This window comes from Streptomyces sp. NPDC058198 (assembly GCF_042882605.1).
Taxonomy (GTDB): Bacteria; Actinomycetota; Actinomycetes; order Streptomycetales; family Streptomycetaceae; genus Streptomyces.
Genome location: NZ_JBHVVP010000004.1, coordinates 294,670 through 309,888, shown reverse-complemented (window position 1 = coordinate 309,888; position 15,219 = coordinate 294,670). Strand labels below are relative to the sequence as shown.

Sequence of the window (15,219 nt, the reverse complement as noted above, 5' to 3'; positions counted from 1 at the left end):
AAAACCGACCTGCCGGGCGTCCGGTCACATACCGCCGCCGTGATCCGCGTGCGCGTCAACCCGCTGTCCCCGTTCGATTACAGTGCTGCGCAGTCGCCGGCAGGCACAGGGTGAAGGAGGGGCGCGTGAGCACACCGTCCGGGGCCATCTGGGGCCGTGCCGAGCAGCAGGACTTCCGTAGCCGGGTGCGGGGCTGTCTGCTCGGTGGGGCCATCGGCGACGCGCTCGGCGCCGGGGTCGCCACGCTCACCCTTGAGGAGATCCGGGCCGCGCACGGGGCGGGAGCCGTGGCCGACTTCGTACCCGCGTACGGCAGGCGCGGCGCCGTCACCGCCGCCACCCAGCTGACCCTGTTCACCGTCGACGGACTGATCCGCGCGCAGGTACGCAGGGACACCGGCGCCTGGCATCCGCCCACCGATGTGCACCGCGCCCATCTGCGCTGGGCCGCGACGCAGCGCGACTGGGGGCCCGACGTTCGCCGCAAGGACAACGGCTGGCTGGCCCAGGAGGAGTGGCTGTACGTACGCCGCGACCCGACCCTGTCCTGTCTCACCGGCTTCGGCGACGAGCACATGGGCACGCTCGACCGGCCCAAGAACCCCACGGCGCGGGACGCGGGAGCGCTCGTACGGTCCGCTCCGTTCGGGCTGCTCGTCGGCTGGGAGCCGCAGTTGGTCTGCCAGCTCGCCGTGGAGTGCGCCGCCCAGACGCACGGGCATCCGACCGCGTATCTCTCGGCGGGAGCCTTCGCCGTGATCGTGCACGGTCTGGCGCGGGGCGAGACGCTGGACGCGGGCGTGCAGCGCGCCCTCGCCCTGCTCGCCGAGCGCCCCGGGCACCAGCCCGTCACGGACGCCCTGCAGCAGGCGCTCGGCGCCGTACGCCAGGGGATTCCCGGCCCGGGGCGGATCGCCGCGCTCGGTGACGGCCGCGCCGCCGAGGACGCGCTCGCTGTCGCCGTCTACTGCGCGCTCGTCGCCGAGGACATCCGCCACGGGCTGCGCCTCGCCGTGAACCACGACGGCCCGTCGGGGGCCACCGGCGCGCTCTGCGGGGCGCTGCTCGGCGCGCTCCACGGCGAGACGGCCCTGCCGCCCGCCTGGCTGGCCGAGCTGGAGGGCCGGCCCACCCTGCTCGAACTCGCCGACGACTTCGCCATGGAGATGACCCAGGGGCCCGCCCTGCACAGCCCCGCGGCCACCGCGCCGGGCTGGCTGATCCGCTATCCGCGCGGCTGACGCGGACACAGCCGCTGACGCGGACGTACGTGGGGCCCTGTTCGGGGATATGACCGAGCCGGGCCCCACGTACGTGCGTTGGTGCGGTGACGGCGTCAACCGTCCAGGCGTCAGCCGTCCGAGCCCTCCCGGCGCCGCACCTTCGCGTCGCCCGGCTTCGCCGGCGCGGGCACCGTCAGCGAGGCCGTCGTCAGACCGGAACCGTCGCCGTCGCCCTCCCCGTTGATACGCGCCAGCAGCACATCGCGCTCCGGGGTGTCCTCCGGCTTCAGGAAGCCGATCACGATGTACAGCACCAGCGAGACGGCGAGCGGGATCGAGACCTGGTACTGCAACGGCACGCCGCCGTCGACCCGCGAGTCGATCGGGTAGTTGAGCAGCCAGAAGGCCAGCAGGCCCATCGCCCAGCTGACGAGCGCGGCCGTAGGACCGGACCTGCGGAACGTCTTGAGCAGGCCGAGCATGAACGGGATCGCGATCGGCCCCATCAGACCGGCCACCCACTTGATGACGACGGTGATGATGTCCTTGAACGTCGGTGAGTTGACCTGGGTGGCGACCGCCATCGACAGCGCCAGGAACGAGATCGTGGAGAGCCGGGCCGCCAGCAGCCCCGCCCGCGCCGACCAGCCGCGCGCCGCCTTGGAGAGCGTGGGCGCGATGTCCCGGGTGAAGACCGCGGCGATGGCGTTGGCGTCCGAGGAGCACATCGCCATGGTGTGCGAGAAGAAGCCGACGATGACCAGGCCCAGCAGACCGTGCGGCAGCAGCTGCTCGGTCATCAGGCCGTACGCGTCGGAGGCGTCCGGCTTCTGCGCGTCCACGAGCAGCGGCGCGCACCACATCGGGAAGAACAGCACCAGCGGCCAGACCAGCCAGAGAATGGCGGAGAGCCGGGCCGAGCGGGTGGCCTCGCGGGCGCTGGCCGTCGCCATGTAGCGCTGCGCCTGGTTCCACATGCCGCCGTTGTACTCGAACGTCTTGATGAACAGGAACGCCAGCAGGAACGTCACGGTGTACGGCCCCGCGGTCGGCTCGGTGTGGCCGTCGGGGAGCTTGTCCCAGACCGTCCACAGCGCGCTGAAGCCGCCGAGCTTGCCCATGACGGCGACGAGCATCGCGATACCGGCGAAGAGCTGGATGATGAACTGCCCCAGCTCGGTGAGGGCGTCGGCCCACAGACCGCCGACCGTGCAGTACACGCCGGTGATGACACCGGTGATGAGGATGCCCTGGTTGAGGGAGATCCCGGTGAAGACGGAGAGCAGGGTCGCGATGGCGGCCCACTTGGCGCCCACGTCCACGATCTTCAGCAGCAGACCCGACCAGGCGAGGGCCTGCTGTGTCTTCAGGTCGTACCGGTTCTTGAGGTATTCGAGCGGGGACGCGACATGCAGCCGGGAGCGCAGCCGGTTGAGCCGGGGCGCGAAGAGCTTCGCGCCGATCCCGATGCCGATGGCGATCGGCAGTGACCAGGTCACGAACGAGGTGACGCCGTAGACATAGGCGATGCCCGCGTATCCGGTGAACATCACCGCGCTGTAGCCGGACATGTGGTGCGAGATGCCCGACAGCCACCACGGCATCTTGCCGCCGGCGGTGAAGAAGTCGCTGACATTGTCCACGCGCTTGTGCGACCAGATGCCGATCGCGACCATCACTCCGAAGTACGCGATGAGCACGATCCAGTCGAGGCTGTTCATGTGCCCCCTCCAGGGGTCCGCCTTGTGAACGTCGAAGCTCTTCGTCAGTACGTCCGGTCAGCGGCGCCCCCGTGCGGGAGTGGGGACTTGGGGGATTGAACCGCCTGGCGAGGCGGTGGGTCAAGAGGTTCTTCGGTCATGAATGTGAACGCAGGTCAGCAAGGCGAACGATTTTACTCGTTCTTGACCTCGTGGGGCGTTGTCGTGAACGTGACGGCCGCCACACGATGGGCGGGCACTTCGTCAGGCTCCGGCCATAGCTGCGGCCACAGTTGCGGCCATACAGAGAAGACCGCACGGGATGCGGGTCCCGTGCGGCCGAGAAGGGGAGTGAGGGACGGTCGGACCGACTGTTGGACCGAGGTCACCGCGACGGGCCTGACGGGCCGTCGGGGACGCGTCCGCGTCCGGGCATGGCCGAGCCCTCTCGGCCAGGACGGCGGACGGGTCGAGAGGGCTCTGTCCTTGCTGCGGGTAAAGCTGCCGGCCTCAGCCGAGGTCGAAGGCGCCCTTGTTCATTTCCTGCACGAAGGAATTCCACGACGCGGGGACGAAGGCGATCGACGGCCCCTCGGGGGCTTTCGAATCCCGCACGGCAATGGACTGGACCACGGGGGACTTGACCTCTACGCATGCGCCGTTACCGCCGGAGTACGAGGACTTGGTCCACGTGTCCGTAGCGCCCTGAAGAATTGCCATGTTCGCTCCGGTTCAGCGAGTGATGGAAAATCATGCCAGCTTTTGCTGACATGATCGACGCTACTCGCCTCGCTCGGCGCGTGGGGGAGTTCCTCACCCATCCGGATGACGTTCCCCCAAGAGCCTTCCACGCCGGGGTAGTTGAGGTGTAGCGTGCCCTCGCTCCCCGGCGGGAAAATGGATGTAATCGGCAATTCGGGTCAATGTGGCAGGCGGTTCGAAGCGGCTCGCCGCCTTAGCGGGCGTAGTCCTTGGCGATTTCCGCGATGAACTGCCGGGTCTGCTCCACATTCAGAGCCTGGGCGCGCAGATGTTCGTACATCACGCTGTACCGCTGCACGTCGTTGGCCTTCTCCAGATAAAGATCACTCGTCACGCCCTCGATATAGACCACGCTGGAGTCCGAGGCGTCCGGGAATTCAAGAACCGCGTAGTGCCCGGTGATCCCGGGGTGCGCGCCCATGTCGAAAGGCAGCACCTGCACGGTCACATGCGGGCGCTGCGACTGCTCGACGAGATGCTCCAACTGCTGGAGCATCAGCTGCCGGTCGCCGACGACCCGGCGCAGCGCGGCCTCGTCCACCACGGCCCAGAGCCGCAGCGGGTTCTCGGCCGAGGTGACCCGGTCCTGGCGGCGGAGCCGTACCCCGACGCGCTTCTCGACCTCGGGCGGGGTGGCTTCGGGCAGCGCGCCGTTGATCAGCGCGTCCGCGTACGCGCGGGTCTGGAGCAGGCCGGGGACGACCTGGGGCTCGTACACCCGCAGCGAGGCCGCGTCCGTCTCCAGGCCGATGTAGACGCTGTACGGAATATCGCCGAAGGCGTGCCACCAGCCCTGCTGGCGGGAGTCCTTGGCCATTTGCATCAGCGAGTCGACGACCCGGTGGTCCTCGACCTCGTACACCCCGCACAGGTCGCGGACATCGCGCTGGCTGATGGAGCGGCGGCCGTTCTCCAGGCGGCTGATCTTCGACTGGGAGACCAGCAGGCGTTCCGCCACATCTTCGGCCGTCATGCCTTTGAGCTCGCGAAGCCGGCGCAACTCCTGTCCCAATCGGCGTCGCCTGACGGTGGGGTTGACGTTGGACGCCACGGAAACTGCACCTCCGGCTGCGTAGCTGTGCGTATCTACTGCTCAGCAGACTGCCACCAATGGTCCCAACTGCGCTGGGAAATGGCGACAGAGACAACAGAGACAAATGCGCCGGTCCGCGCTCCGGCCGCGCTCCGGTCCGCGCTCCGGTGTGCGCGCCGGGTGGCGGACCCGGTCGGCCGAGCTGTCGCCCAGGGCTGTCCGCAGGCCGTTCGCGGGCCGTTCGCGCGCCGTTCGCGGGCCGATACGCGGCGCGCGGGGCAGCCGATGAAGCCAGGCTGCCCCGCGCGTCTTGTGCGGCTCCCGAACCGGTCTGGGGACGACGGTGCGGCGGATTGCTGTGTGGTGCCGTCCTGCGTGGTGCCGTGAAGCGTGATGCGGTGGTGCGTGGTGCGGTCGAGCGGTTCTCCGGTCGGTCAGTGCGCCGCGACACGCGCCATGCTGCCGCGGTGCGGCTGCATCGGCACGCCCCCAGGCTGTCGTGCGCCCGCCGGAGCGCTGGGGGCGCCCTGAGCGGGGTTACGGCGCTGCTGCACGCCCACACCGTTCTGAACGTCCATCACGGCGTGCGCCACGAGACCGCCCATGGGGTCGTGTCTGATCAGGTCCCGGAGCCGGGAGCGCGAGGAGCGCCCCTCGTTGCCGGGGTAAAGGTGCTTGCCGAGTCCGACCGCGTGGGCCAGCGCGGCGAGCGCCGCGGTCCGCGGGTCCGGCGGTACGCCGGTGCGGATCGCACTGTCCAGCCGGGACTTGATCTCCCGGCTGATCGCCGTCTCCGTCGCCTGATAGCGAGTCGTCGGCAACACTCCGCACATCTGGCCCGCCACGGCATGCACCATGCCGCATCGCTCCAGATGCGAGAGATAGGTCTGGCGCAGCCCGAGTCGGGGTCCGCCAATCCAGTGGACGGCCCGAACCGGGCTGCCGCGTCTGCGCAGCAGTTCCAGTGCGGAGTCCAGAGTTGGATCTCCGGTCGGCCGTGGCATCACCACGGCGATACGATCCCCGTCAGGGGCTATCCGTCCCGCCAGAGCCAGCTCTACTAGCTGTGCTCCGGCCAGGCCGAGGTCGAGCGACTGCGGCTGCGCTGTGGTACCCGTGGTCGGGTCCAGAGCGAGCAACAGAAGCTCCTCCGGAATTGTTCTGCGGCTCCTGCCCATCCATGCCTCCCCGCGTGGATGAATGACAGGGTGACCCCTCTCACATTGGTCTGTCGAGAGTGCCTGGGTGCTTTGTGCGGGAACCGTTATGTATGTCGTTCTCGTCTAGCACGTGGGCCGAGGTCCCAGAGCAGGACACTGATAGATGGTTCGGACAGTGCGGTGCGTTGTATGAGACATGAAGGAGACGCGGTGGCGGGCGAGTCCCCCGGCAAGTCGGAGCAGCAGAAGTCGCCGGGGGAGACGACTCCGGGAGAACGTGACCCGCGGCTCGCGGTATTCCGTGAGTCGCCGGCCGGGGCATCGGGGTCGACGAAGGTCGCACCAGCAAATCCGGCGGTCGATTCCGAGGTCGTTTCCGGGGACGTTTCCGGGGACGATTCCGGCGACGGGCCGGGGAAGACCGAGGCGTCCGGCGGGTCGGGCGCCGGGCGTATAACTGCGCAGCCGGAGTCCCCCGAGTCCACCGAGAGCGACACGAAGAGCGACGCGGAGAGCGACACCGCCAACGACACGGACGCGCCGAGCGGCACGGACGAGGCCGACGCGGAGGCTGAGGCCAAGGCTGACAAGAGCGGCAAGGCCGGCAGGACCCCGTCCTGGGCCATGGCGGCCGACTCCGACGCGCAGGACGCGAAGGACGCAGGGGACACAGAGGACGCGGACGCGGACCGTACCGGCGAGAAGCCGTCGTCGGACACCTCTTCGGACACCTCTTCGGACACCTCTTCGGACACCGCCCCGGACACCTCTTCGGACGTGGCCTCGGAAGGATCCGGGCGTAGCCGTACGGCACCGGCGGACTCCCCGGCGGCCCCCCCGGCGGACGACAAGTCCGGCAAGGTCACAGCGGACGGCAGCGGCCCCGCCGCGCGGAAGGACGCCTCAGAGGGCTCCGAAGGCCCTGAGAGCGGCGATCGTGACCGACCCCAGGTGGATCAGCCGACCGCCGTCTTCAAGGCCCTCAAGCGGCCGTCCGTCGATCAGCCCACCACCACGCTCAAGGTGCTCCCGCTGCCCGGCGAGGAGAAGGGCGAGTCGCCGGCCGAGCGAACCAGTACGTTCGTGCCGCTGCGCAGGGACGACGTACGGCCCGGCGGTACGAAGCCGGCGGCGTCGACGTCCGCACCGGCGGCGCCCGCCGCGACCGCCCCGCTGCCCGAGGCCGAGCGCACCCGGCAGCAGCCGATGCCGCCCAGGCCGCCGCTCGATCTGCTCGCCGAGCTGACGAACACCCCGCCCCCGCGGCAGACCCCGGTCCGTACGGTCGTCAGGCGCTTCAAGATCTGGACGCCGCTGGTCCTGATCCTGCTGGTCGTCTTCGCGGTCGCCCAGGCCGTGCGTCCGCTGCCCGCACCCGCGCTGCAGCTGTCCGCCGAGCCGACGTACACCTTCGAGGGCGGAAAGCTCGCGATGCCGTGGCCCAGCGAGGGCCAGGGCGCCGTCGAGGTCGAGGGCGTCGGCACCATCGGCATGTACGGCGAGCAGAAGCCCGCCCCGATCGCGAGCGTCGCGAAGGCGATGACCGCGTACGTGATCCTCAAGGAACACCCGATCACCGGCAAGCAGGTGGGGCCGGCGATCCAGGTCGACAAGCGGGCGGGCGAGGAGTCCAACCGCCCCGACGAGTCGACCGCGCCCATCAAGGAGGGCCAGGAGTACACCCTCAAGCAGATGCTCCAGCTGCTGATGATCCCCTCGGGGAACAACGCGGCGCGTCTGCTCGCCCGCTGGGACGCCACGTCCGAGAAGGCCTTCGTCGAGAAGATGAACGCCGCCGCCGAGGACCTCGGCATGACGAACACGACGTACACGGACCCGAGCGGCCTTGAGTCCTCCACCGTGTCCACCGCCGCCGACCAGCTCAAACTGGGCAAGGCCGTCATGCAGAACGACATCTTCCGCGACATCGTGAACACGCCCCAGATCCAGATCCCGGGCGTCGAGCCGACGATCTACAACAACAACCTGATCCTGCTGGAGCCGGGGGTGAGCGGGATCAAGACCGGCTCCTCGACCCCGGCGGGCGGCAATCTGCTCTGGACCGCCGACACCATCGTCGACGGGAAGTCGCGCCGGATCATCGGCATGGTGATGGGCGCTCAGCAGGCCGACCAGCTGTCGGAGAAGCTGAAGCTCGCGATCGACAACAGCCTCAAGCTGATCCAGGCCGCCCAGGAGGGTGTCACCTCCGCCACGGTGGTCAAGAAGGGCGAGGTCGTCGGTTACGTCGACGACGGACTCGGCGGCCGTACCCCGGTCGTCGCGACCAAGGAGCTCAAGGCGGTCGGCTGGGCCGGCTTCAAGGTGAAGCTCAACATCGGCGAGGTCGAGGGCGGTGGCGAGGACGGCGAGCAGATCCCGCACTCCGCGGCGGCGGGCACGGTGGTCGGCGAGCTGACCGTCGGCAGCGGCACCGGCGAGGTCTCCGCCCCGGTCGCGCTCCAGCGTGACCTGGCCGAGCCCGGCTTCGGCGCGAAGCTGACCCGCGTCAGCTGAGCGGCGTCAGACCCGTCGGCTGACCGGCGTCCGGCCCGTCGGCTGACCCGCGTCAGCAGGACCGCAGGTCCGAGGAGGGCGCCGACTCCGGCGCCCTCCTCGGCCGTGGCCACGTGCTAGCGTCCCGAAACGGCATCCGACAGGCACAGCCCGGCGGGCTGCCCGAGCAACCGCCGGACGCGGGGACGGCGTCCTTGAACATGTCGGAGGGGTCGGAACACCGGGCAGACGGACGGTGAGACGGGAAGACGTGGGGAGCCGGATTGACCACCGCTGAGCCGACGCGCGCCGACGACGGCGCCACCACCCCTTCGGGGCAGACCCCCGGCCGGGGGCGAATATCGAGGCTCGTACCACCACGCCGCGCGGAGCCCGCACCCGATACCGGAGCTGATGCCGGGACCGATACCGGCACCGAGGGCGAGACGGCGAACGGGGACGAGACCGCGAACGGGGGCGGGACCGGGCCTGAGCCCGGCAGCGGCCCATGGGCCCGCATACAGAGCCACCCCGTCCTGTTCACCGCCGTGGTCGCCGCGGCCGTGCACCTGCTGTGGTTCTTCTTCTTCGCCAACAGCGGCGGCGACATCGCGGCCCAGGACGCCTGGGCGGAGTTCGTCGGCCGGCACCCCGACTCCGCGTACAACCTGGCCTGGTACGGCGGGATGCACCCGGTCTCGTACAGCGTGGTCTCGCCGTATCTGATGTCCGTCCTCGGCGTCCGTACGACGATGATGATCGTCGGCACCGTGTCCGCCGCCCTGACCGCGCTGATCCTGGTCCGCGTCCGGGCCGTCCGTAACCCGCTGGCCTGCTCCTTCGCCGGGGTCTTCGCGTACCTCTGCAACGCCCTGTCGGGGCGCGTGACCTTCGGCCTCGGCGTGATGTTCGCGCTGGGCGCGGTGGCGGCGGTGTTCTGCTGGCCGTACCGCTGGCGTACGAAACGCTGGGCCAAGGCCGTCGCGGCCGCCCCGCTCGCCGGTCTCGCGACCGCCGCGAGCCCGGTGGCCGGGCTCTTCCTCGGTGTCGTCGCGGCGGCGCTCTTCCTCAACAAGCGGCGGCCGGGGGCCTATGCGCTCGGCCTCGCCCCGGCCCTGGTCGTGGCGCTCTCGGCCTGGCTGTTCCCCTTCTCGGGGACGCAGCCGATGTCGGTGGGCACGGCCGCGCTGCCGTTCCTCTTCGCGGTGCTGGTGTTCGTACTCGTACCCGCGGACTGGCGTACGGTCCGCGTCGCCGCGGCGGTCTACGGCGTCGGGGTGCTGCTGACCTATGTGATCGACTCGCAGATCGGGTCGAACGTGTCCCGGTTCGCGATGATCACCGCGGGTGTGGTGCTGCTCGCGGCGCTGCCGTACGCGGCGCCGCGCTCACGCCGCTGGTACGCCCTGGTCCTGGCCTTCGCCGGGCTCAACTTCTGGATAGCCTTCAAGGGCGTCGACGACATCGTGCGGACGGCGCCCACCGCGTCCTGGACCCGCGAGCTGGCGCCGCTCGTCCACCAGTTGCAGCGGGCCGGTGCGGAGAAGGGCCGGGTCGAGGTGGTCCCGGCCAGCAGCCACCGCGAGGCGTCCGCGCTCGCGCCGTACGTCAACCTCGCCCGTGGCTGGAACCGGCAGGCGGACATGGAGCTCAATCCGCTCTTCTACGACGACACCCTGAACTCCGACAACTACCGCGGCTGGCTGGACCGCTGGGCCGTGCACTATGTCGTGCTCCCCAAGGGCCGGCCCGACTCGGGCGCCGGTCTTGAGGCGGCGCTCGTCCAGCGGGGCCAGCCCTATCTGGAGCTCGTCTGGGGCGACGAGAACTGGCAGCTCTTCGCCGTCGACGACCCGATGCCGCTGGCCGACCCGCCGGCGACGGTGGACCGGGCGGGCGCCGGCGAGCTGACGATCCATGTGAAGTCGGCGGGTCGGGTGCTGATCCGGATCCCGTACTCACCCTGGCTCGGGCTGGTCGACGAGCAGGGCAGCAGCGTCGTGCCGCCGCAGGAGACGGAGGCGTCCCAGGCGGACGAGGACGGCCCCAAGGTCTTCACCAACCCCAACGGCTGTCTGATGAAGGCCGGGGAGAACGCGGACGGCGACGAGTGGACGGAGCTGCTGGCGCCCCGCCCCGGCGTATACCGGCTGGCCGCGCCGTACCAGCTGCCACGCGGAACGGCCTGCCCGGAGGAACTACGCTGACGGCGGCCCGCGTGGTGGCCCCCCGGTACGGATCCGGCCCCCCCGGGCCTTCCGGCCGCCGGTCCTTCCGGCCCCCGACGGACCTTCCGGCCCCCGGTCCTTCCGGCCCCTGACGGACCCGCTCGGGCGTCCCGCCGTCCCGCCGCCCGCCCCGGGTCCGTCAGCGGGTCCGTCAGCTCACCGGGAACGCGATGTCGCAGACCTCGTCCGACGCCGACGCCGCGTCCCAGTCGGCGAAGTAGATCTCGCGGCACGGGCCGCTGATCGTCAGGCCCTGCTGGGCCACCCACTCCTCCACCGCCTCGAAGGCCGAGAGGATCTGCGGGTGCGCCACCTGCGCCTTGGTGATGCGTGCGTACGCCAGGCGCTGCGCCGGCTCGATGCGCAGCGTTGTCGTACGGCCGCTCGCCGCCGCGTGCGTCTCCGCGGCCCGTACGTCCCCGACCGGGACGCAGGCCTCCGCGGGCCCGTCGCTGTCCGGGCTCACCTCCGCGTAGTACGCCACGAACGGGATACCCGTGACACCCCCGCACTCACCGGCGGCCTTCACCAGGCGGTCGAAGGCGGCCGGGATCCAGCGGGGCAGTTCGTGGGCGAGCAGATGCCTGCGCTCCGCCAGGACGGCCTGCTCCGGTACGTCCACGGTCCTGATCTCGTACATATGGGTTCTCCTGCCCGACAGTCGGTCACGGAGATGGCCGGCCACCGCGCTCTGCGTCGCGTGGCGCTCCTCGATGCCCGCCCAGTACGCGGCCACTTCGTCCGCCGCCCGCTGACCGGGCAGTGCGACCACCTCGGCGATCCGGGCGAGCGGCATGTCGAGCTGCCGCAACAGCGCGACCAGCCTGGCCCGTTCCACCTGGTCCTCGCGGTACCAGCGATAGCCGGTGACCGCGTCGACCTGGGCGGGGGCGAGCAGGCCGAGCCGGTCGTACAGCCGCAGCGCCTTGGGCGAGAGCCGCGACCGCGCCGCGAACGCACCGATCGTGAGTAGTTCCACGAGGTCCCATCCTCCGTCACCGGGCCGCTTCCGGCCCGGTGACCCGACGATGCGCTCTGCCCCTGGGACAAGGTCAACCGCGACCGCGCCGAGCGGGTGGAGGAGCGGGTGCGCCGCTGTCGGCTTCCCGCAGGTCAGCCGGCGAGGACGTCGCCGAAGTACGACAGACCGGAGGGCCCGCCGACCGTGGCGGCGCCGAAGGACGTCGAACCGGTGGGGGTGATACCGCTCGCGCCCGCCTTGAAGAGCCAGACCGAACCCGCGCCGCTGTTCTCGGCGAAGGCACCGGCCACCAGTTCCGCGCGGCCGTCCTTGTTGCTGTCCGTGAGCTTCACGGAGCCGCCGAACTGATCGCGGGCCTCCGCGGTGCCGGGCACCCCCGCCGTGTCCTGCGAGTAGCTCACCGAGCCGGTGCCGGTCAGCCCCTTGGCGGAGCCGCGCAGCACGGTGACCGTACCGGCCGCCGTCTTACTCCCGAGGGCCTCGCCCGACACACCGACCGCGACGTCGGCATAGCCGTCGCCGTTGGTGTCACCCGCGGACAGACTCCATCCGAATTGGTCACCCTTCTCGGCGGAGCCGGGGACCGAGGCGGTGTCCTGGGTGATACGGACCGGGGTGCGGGTGGACAGGCCCGCGGCGCTGCCGTACGTCACCGTCACCGCGCCGCCGGGGCCGCCGTTCGGCTCGGTGGCGGACTTCTCCATGAAGTTGCCGGTGATGATGTCGCCGTAACCGTCCTTGTCGACGTCGCCGATGGTCGCCGCGTACCCGCCGGCGACCTTGCCCGACGCCTTGAGACCGGTCGTGCCGCCCTTGTAGAGGACGCCGCGGGTGGCGTACGCGCCGCCGCTCTCCTGCTGCCCCATGACCAGGAGGTCGGTCGCACCGTCCCCGTTGACGTTCCCCGCGATGATCTTGTCCGCGTTGATGCCGGTCTCGTCCCACGTGTCGATGCCGACGAGACCCGCTGCCTTGCCGGCCCGGGAGACCGGCCCCTTGAAGATGTTCAGCTCGGGGAAGGCGAGGTTGACGGCGGCCAGGTCGGTGCGGCCGTCCCCGTCGAAGTCACCGGCGGCGACGTCCCAGCCGAACTCGTTCCGGTACTCGGGCAGCGGCGCCGCGAGGTCCACGGCCGACGCGAGCCCGCTCGCGCCGCCCCAGACGACGGTGATGGTGCCGAAGGAGTCCGTACTCCCAATGCGTTCGGCGTGCACGCCGACCACCAGGTCGGTGTAGCCGTCCCCGTCGAGGTCACCGGTGGTGAGACGGTCACCGAAGTAGTCACTCGCCTCCGGAACCCCCGGAATCCCGGCGGTGGCCTGACTGATGAGAGTCCGCTTGGACGCGTCGAGCCCGCTCTTGGTCCCGTACACGACGGCGACGTACCCGGCCCCGGTCTTGCCGTCGACCTTCCCGGTGGGCGCGGCTATCGCGACATCGCGATAGCCGTCCCCGTTGAAGTCACCCGACAACCCCGAAGGCGCGGCAGCGACACTGCCCGCCCCGGCAAGAAGCAGCCCCCCGACGAGAGCGGCCGAGGCAGTGGTGGCGAAGGTGGTGCGAAGGCGCTGCTGCATGCGTGTCTTCTTCTCCTGCGGCATGCGGGATGCCCATCAGGCACCCGATTCGATGGATCGAACCGACACCAAGGTGCAGCCCGATGCCAAAAGGACCCCCGACCCCCCCAAACAGTTGTACGCCCCACCCCCTCTGTTACTAACTTCAATGTTACTAACTTTGATGTTAGTATCCCTGCGGGGATGCTCGACAGCTCGGAAGGCGGCGGCATGGCGGATTTCGTGGGTAGACGGCGTGAGCTCGAGACGCTGGATCGAGAGCTGGAAAAGGTGACGCGCGGGGTCGGTGGGGAACGGCCTGGCCGCTGCGTGATGCTGCGGGGGCGCCGCCGGGTAGGCAAGTCACGGTTGGTCGAGCGATTCGCCGAGAGGTCTGGTGCACCCTTCCTCTTCTACGCCGCCACCGGGGCGTCACCGGGGGCGGATCTGCAACGTCTCGGACGGGACGCGCAGTCGTCCAGCCTTCCGCTGGCGCATCTGCTGTCCGCGGCCCGCCCCGCGAGCTGGGATGCCGCCTTCGACGTACTGGCGGCTGCCTTGCCGCATGACCGGGCGAGCGTGGTGATCATGGACGAGGTGCCCTATTTGATGGACGCGGAGGGCGCGTTCGAGGGCACGTTGCAGCGGGCCTGGGACAGGGCGCTGGAGAGCAAGCCGGTTCTTCTGGTGCTCATTGGATCCGACCTGTCGATGATGGAGGCGCTGAACAGCTACGGACGCCCGTTTCATCAGCGCGGACGTGAGATGGTGCTTGGCCCGCTCAATCCGGCGGAGGTGGGCGGGATGCTGGGCCTCGAGCCTGCCGCAGCTTTTGATGCGGCCCTTATCACCGGTGGACTGCCCTTGATCTGTGCGGAGTGGCCGCACGGCGCCGGAATCTGGGACTTTCTGCAGACGGCGCTCAGCGATCCGGTCTCGGCGCTGCTCGTGTCGGCGGAGCGCTCGCTCGCGGCCGAGTTCCCCCAGCAGGTGCAAGCCCGCGCCGTCCTCTCGGCGATCGGCAGCGGTGAGCGGACGTTCTCCAACATCGCCCGCGCCGCCGGCGGGATCGGGGCGACGCCCCTCAAGCGGTCGCTGGAGATCCTCGCGGACAAGCGCGTGACCGCGGCGGAGCTTCCCGTGTCCACGCGGCCTTCGAAGGACCGCCGCTACCGGGTCGCGGATCCCTACCTCCGCTTCTGGCTGAAGCTCCTCGGCCCCGCCATGGAGGAGGTTGAGCGAGGCCGGGGGGACCTGACGCTGCAGCGCGTCCGCGAAAACTGGACCAGTTGGCGCGGCCGGGCCGTAGAACCTCTGGTGCGCGAGGCGCTCGCACGGTTGCTGCCCGACGAGAACCTCCCCGCCGCCCCGGCCATCGGTGGTTACTGGACTCGTACCAACGATGTGGAGATCGATATCGTGGGAGCGGACCGCGAGCCGATCGCCAAGCAACTGTTGTTCGTCGGCTCGGTGAAGTGGCTGGAGAACTCACCGTTCGACCGGCACGATCTCGCGGCGCTGCACCGTCACCGCGTCGCGCTCACACCCGACCCCGTGCCCGTGGTTGCCGTCTCGCGCAGCGGAACCGACTGCCCAGGGCTCGACGCCGCGTACGGCCCGGCGGAACTCCTCGCGGCGTGGTCCTCCTGAGCGCACCGGCATACATGTCGGTGAAGGGTGGGGAGCCGGACACCCCGGGCTACTGACCGAGCCTCGCCCGCACCCGGTCGTCGACTGCTACGTCGTCGCCCTGGCAACCGCCCACTACGGCGCCGAGCTGGCAACGGGCATCGCCGACAACCATGCGCTGACGCAGGTAAGCAAAGCGCTCGGCATGATCGGCTCTCCGTCGTGGTGTTGCCGCGGGTCAATGCTGCACACGTACAGCGCCCTGCCTGGGAGGCACACATTGAGACCTCGGTTCACGCCACTCCCTGTGATGGAATTCTGTAGGTAACGTGAAGATCGAATCTTGCAAACATATGTCTGCCAACAGGCATTTTCGGACACTGTGGCTGGGCATTATCTAGTGGTTCGAAGTAATTGGAGACACCTCGTGATGCCGTCACGGCCGAGTGC

The 15,219-nt window shown here is 69.9% G+C and carries 10 protein-coding genes; 4 read left to right on the top strand and 6 right to left on the bottom strand.

What is annotated here, in order from left to right:
* The first annotated feature begins 125 nt into the window (after positions 1 to 125).
* Complete coding sequence (locus tag ACFVWW_RS17505) at positions 126 to 1,241, top strand: ADP-ribosylglycohydrolase family protein (protein ID WP_384178928.1); 1,116 nt, start codon at positions 126 to 128, stop codon at positions 1,239 to 1,241.
* 110 nt (positions 1,242 to 1,351) lie between these two features.
* Here ACFVWW_RS17505 and ACFVWW_RS17500 read toward each other — a convergent pair whose 3' ends face one another.
* The 4 genes from ACFVWW_RS17500 to ACFVWW_RS17485 form a co-directional block, all read right to left on the bottom strand.
* Positions 1,352 to 2,944 (bottom strand): sodium:solute symporter family protein, encoded by a 1,593-nt coding sequence (locus ACFVWW_RS17500; protein WP_386878663.1) that lies wholly within the window; start codon positions 2,942 to 2,944, stop codon positions 1,352 to 1,354.
* Between the two features lie 489 nt (positions 2,945 to 3,433).
* Positions 3,434 to 3,643 carry a DUF397 domain-containing protein gene (locus ACFVWW_RS17495; protein ID WP_384178932.1) on the bottom strand — a complete coding sequence of 70 codons (210 nt, stop codon included), beginning with the start codon at positions 3,641 to 3,643 and terminating at the stop codon, positions 3,434 to 3,436.
* A gap of 235 nt (positions 3,644 to 3,878) precedes the next feature.
* On the bottom strand, positions 3,879 to 4,736 hold the full coding sequence (locus ACFVWW_RS17490) for a helix-turn-helix domain-containing protein (RefSeq protein WP_384178933.1): 858 nt from the start codon (positions 4,734 to 4,736) through the stop codon (positions 3,879 to 3,881).
* 416 nt (positions 4,737 to 5,152) lie between these two features.
* Complete coding sequence (locus ACFVWW_RS17485) at positions 5,153 to 5,896, bottom strand: GPP34 family phosphoprotein (protein ID WP_384178935.1); 744 nt, start codon at positions 5,894 to 5,896, stop codon at positions 5,153 to 5,155.
* Positions 5,897 to 6,067: 171 nt separating this feature from the next.
* On the opposite strand from ACFVWW_RS17485, the gene ACFVWW_RS17480 reads away from it, so the two are divergent.
* Positions 6,068 to 8,395, top strand: a complete 2,328-nt coding sequence (locus ACFVWW_RS17480; protein ID WP_386878664.1) for a serine hydrolase — start codon at positions 6,068 to 6,070, stop codon at positions 8,393 to 8,395.
* Between the two features lie 263 nt (positions 8,396 to 8,658).
* Positions 8,659 to 10,581: an MFS transporter gene (locus ACFVWW_RS17475; RefSeq protein ID WP_384178939.1), complete on the top strand. Its 1,923-nt coding sequence runs from the start codon at positions 8,659 to 8,661 to the stop codon at positions 10,579 to 10,581.
* Between the two features lie 172 nt (positions 10,582 to 10,753).
* On the opposite strand, the gene ACFVWW_RS17470 is transcribed toward ACFVWW_RS17475, so the two are convergent.
* Positions 10,754 to 11,581, bottom strand: coding sequence for a MerR family transcriptional regulator (locus ACFVWW_RS17470; protein ID WP_384178941.1), 828 nt, complete (start codon positions 11,579 to 11,581; stop codon positions 10,754 to 10,756).
* A 134-nt stretch (positions 11,582 to 11,715) separates the two neighbouring features.
* On the bottom strand, positions 11,716 to 13,161 hold the full coding sequence (locus ACFVWW_RS17465) for an FG-GAP-like repeat-containing protein (protein ID WP_386878665.1): 1,446 nt from the start codon (positions 13,159 to 13,161) through the stop codon (positions 11,716 to 11,718).
* Positions 13,162 to 13,371: 210 nt separating this feature from the next.
* Here ACFVWW_RS17465 and ACFVWW_RS17460 point away from each other — a divergent pair, with 210 nt between their 5' ends.
* Complete coding sequence (locus ACFVWW_RS17460) at positions 13,372 to 14,790, top strand: ATP-binding protein (RefSeq protein WP_386878711.1); 1,419 nt, start codon at positions 13,372 to 13,374, stop codon at positions 14,788 to 14,790.
* The last annotated feature ends 429 nt before the right edge of the window (positions 14,791 to 15,219 follow it).

What these genes read in the sequence shown, in the direction of transcription:
- ACFVWW_RS17460 (WP_386878711.1), top strand. Translation starts at nt 13,372, where the DNA reads ATGGCGGATTTCGTGGGTAGACGGCGTGAGCTCGAGACGCTGGATCGA.
- ACFVWW_RS17500 (WP_386878663.1), bottom strand. Translation starts at nt 2,944, where the DNA reads ATGAACAGCCTCGACTGGATCGTGCTCATCGCGTACTTCGGAGTGATG.
- ACFVWW_RS17465 (WP_386878665.1), bottom strand. Translation starts at nt 13,161, where the DNA reads ATGCAGCAGCGCCTTCGCACCACCTTCGCCACCACTGCCTCGGCCGCT.
- ACFVWW_RS17495 (WP_384178932.1), bottom strand. Translation starts at nt 3,643, where the DNA reads ATGGCAATTCTTCAGGGCGCTACGGACACGTGGACCAAGTCCTCGTAC.
- ACFVWW_RS17480 (WP_386878664.1), top strand. Translation starts at nt 6,068, where the DNA reads ATGAGACATGAAGGAGACGCGGTGGCGGGCGAGTCCCCCGGCAAGTCG.
- ACFVWW_RS17485 (WP_384178935.1), bottom strand. Translation starts at nt 5,896, where the DNA reads ATGGGCAGGAGCCGCAGAACAATTCCGGAGGAGCTTCTGTTGCTCGCT.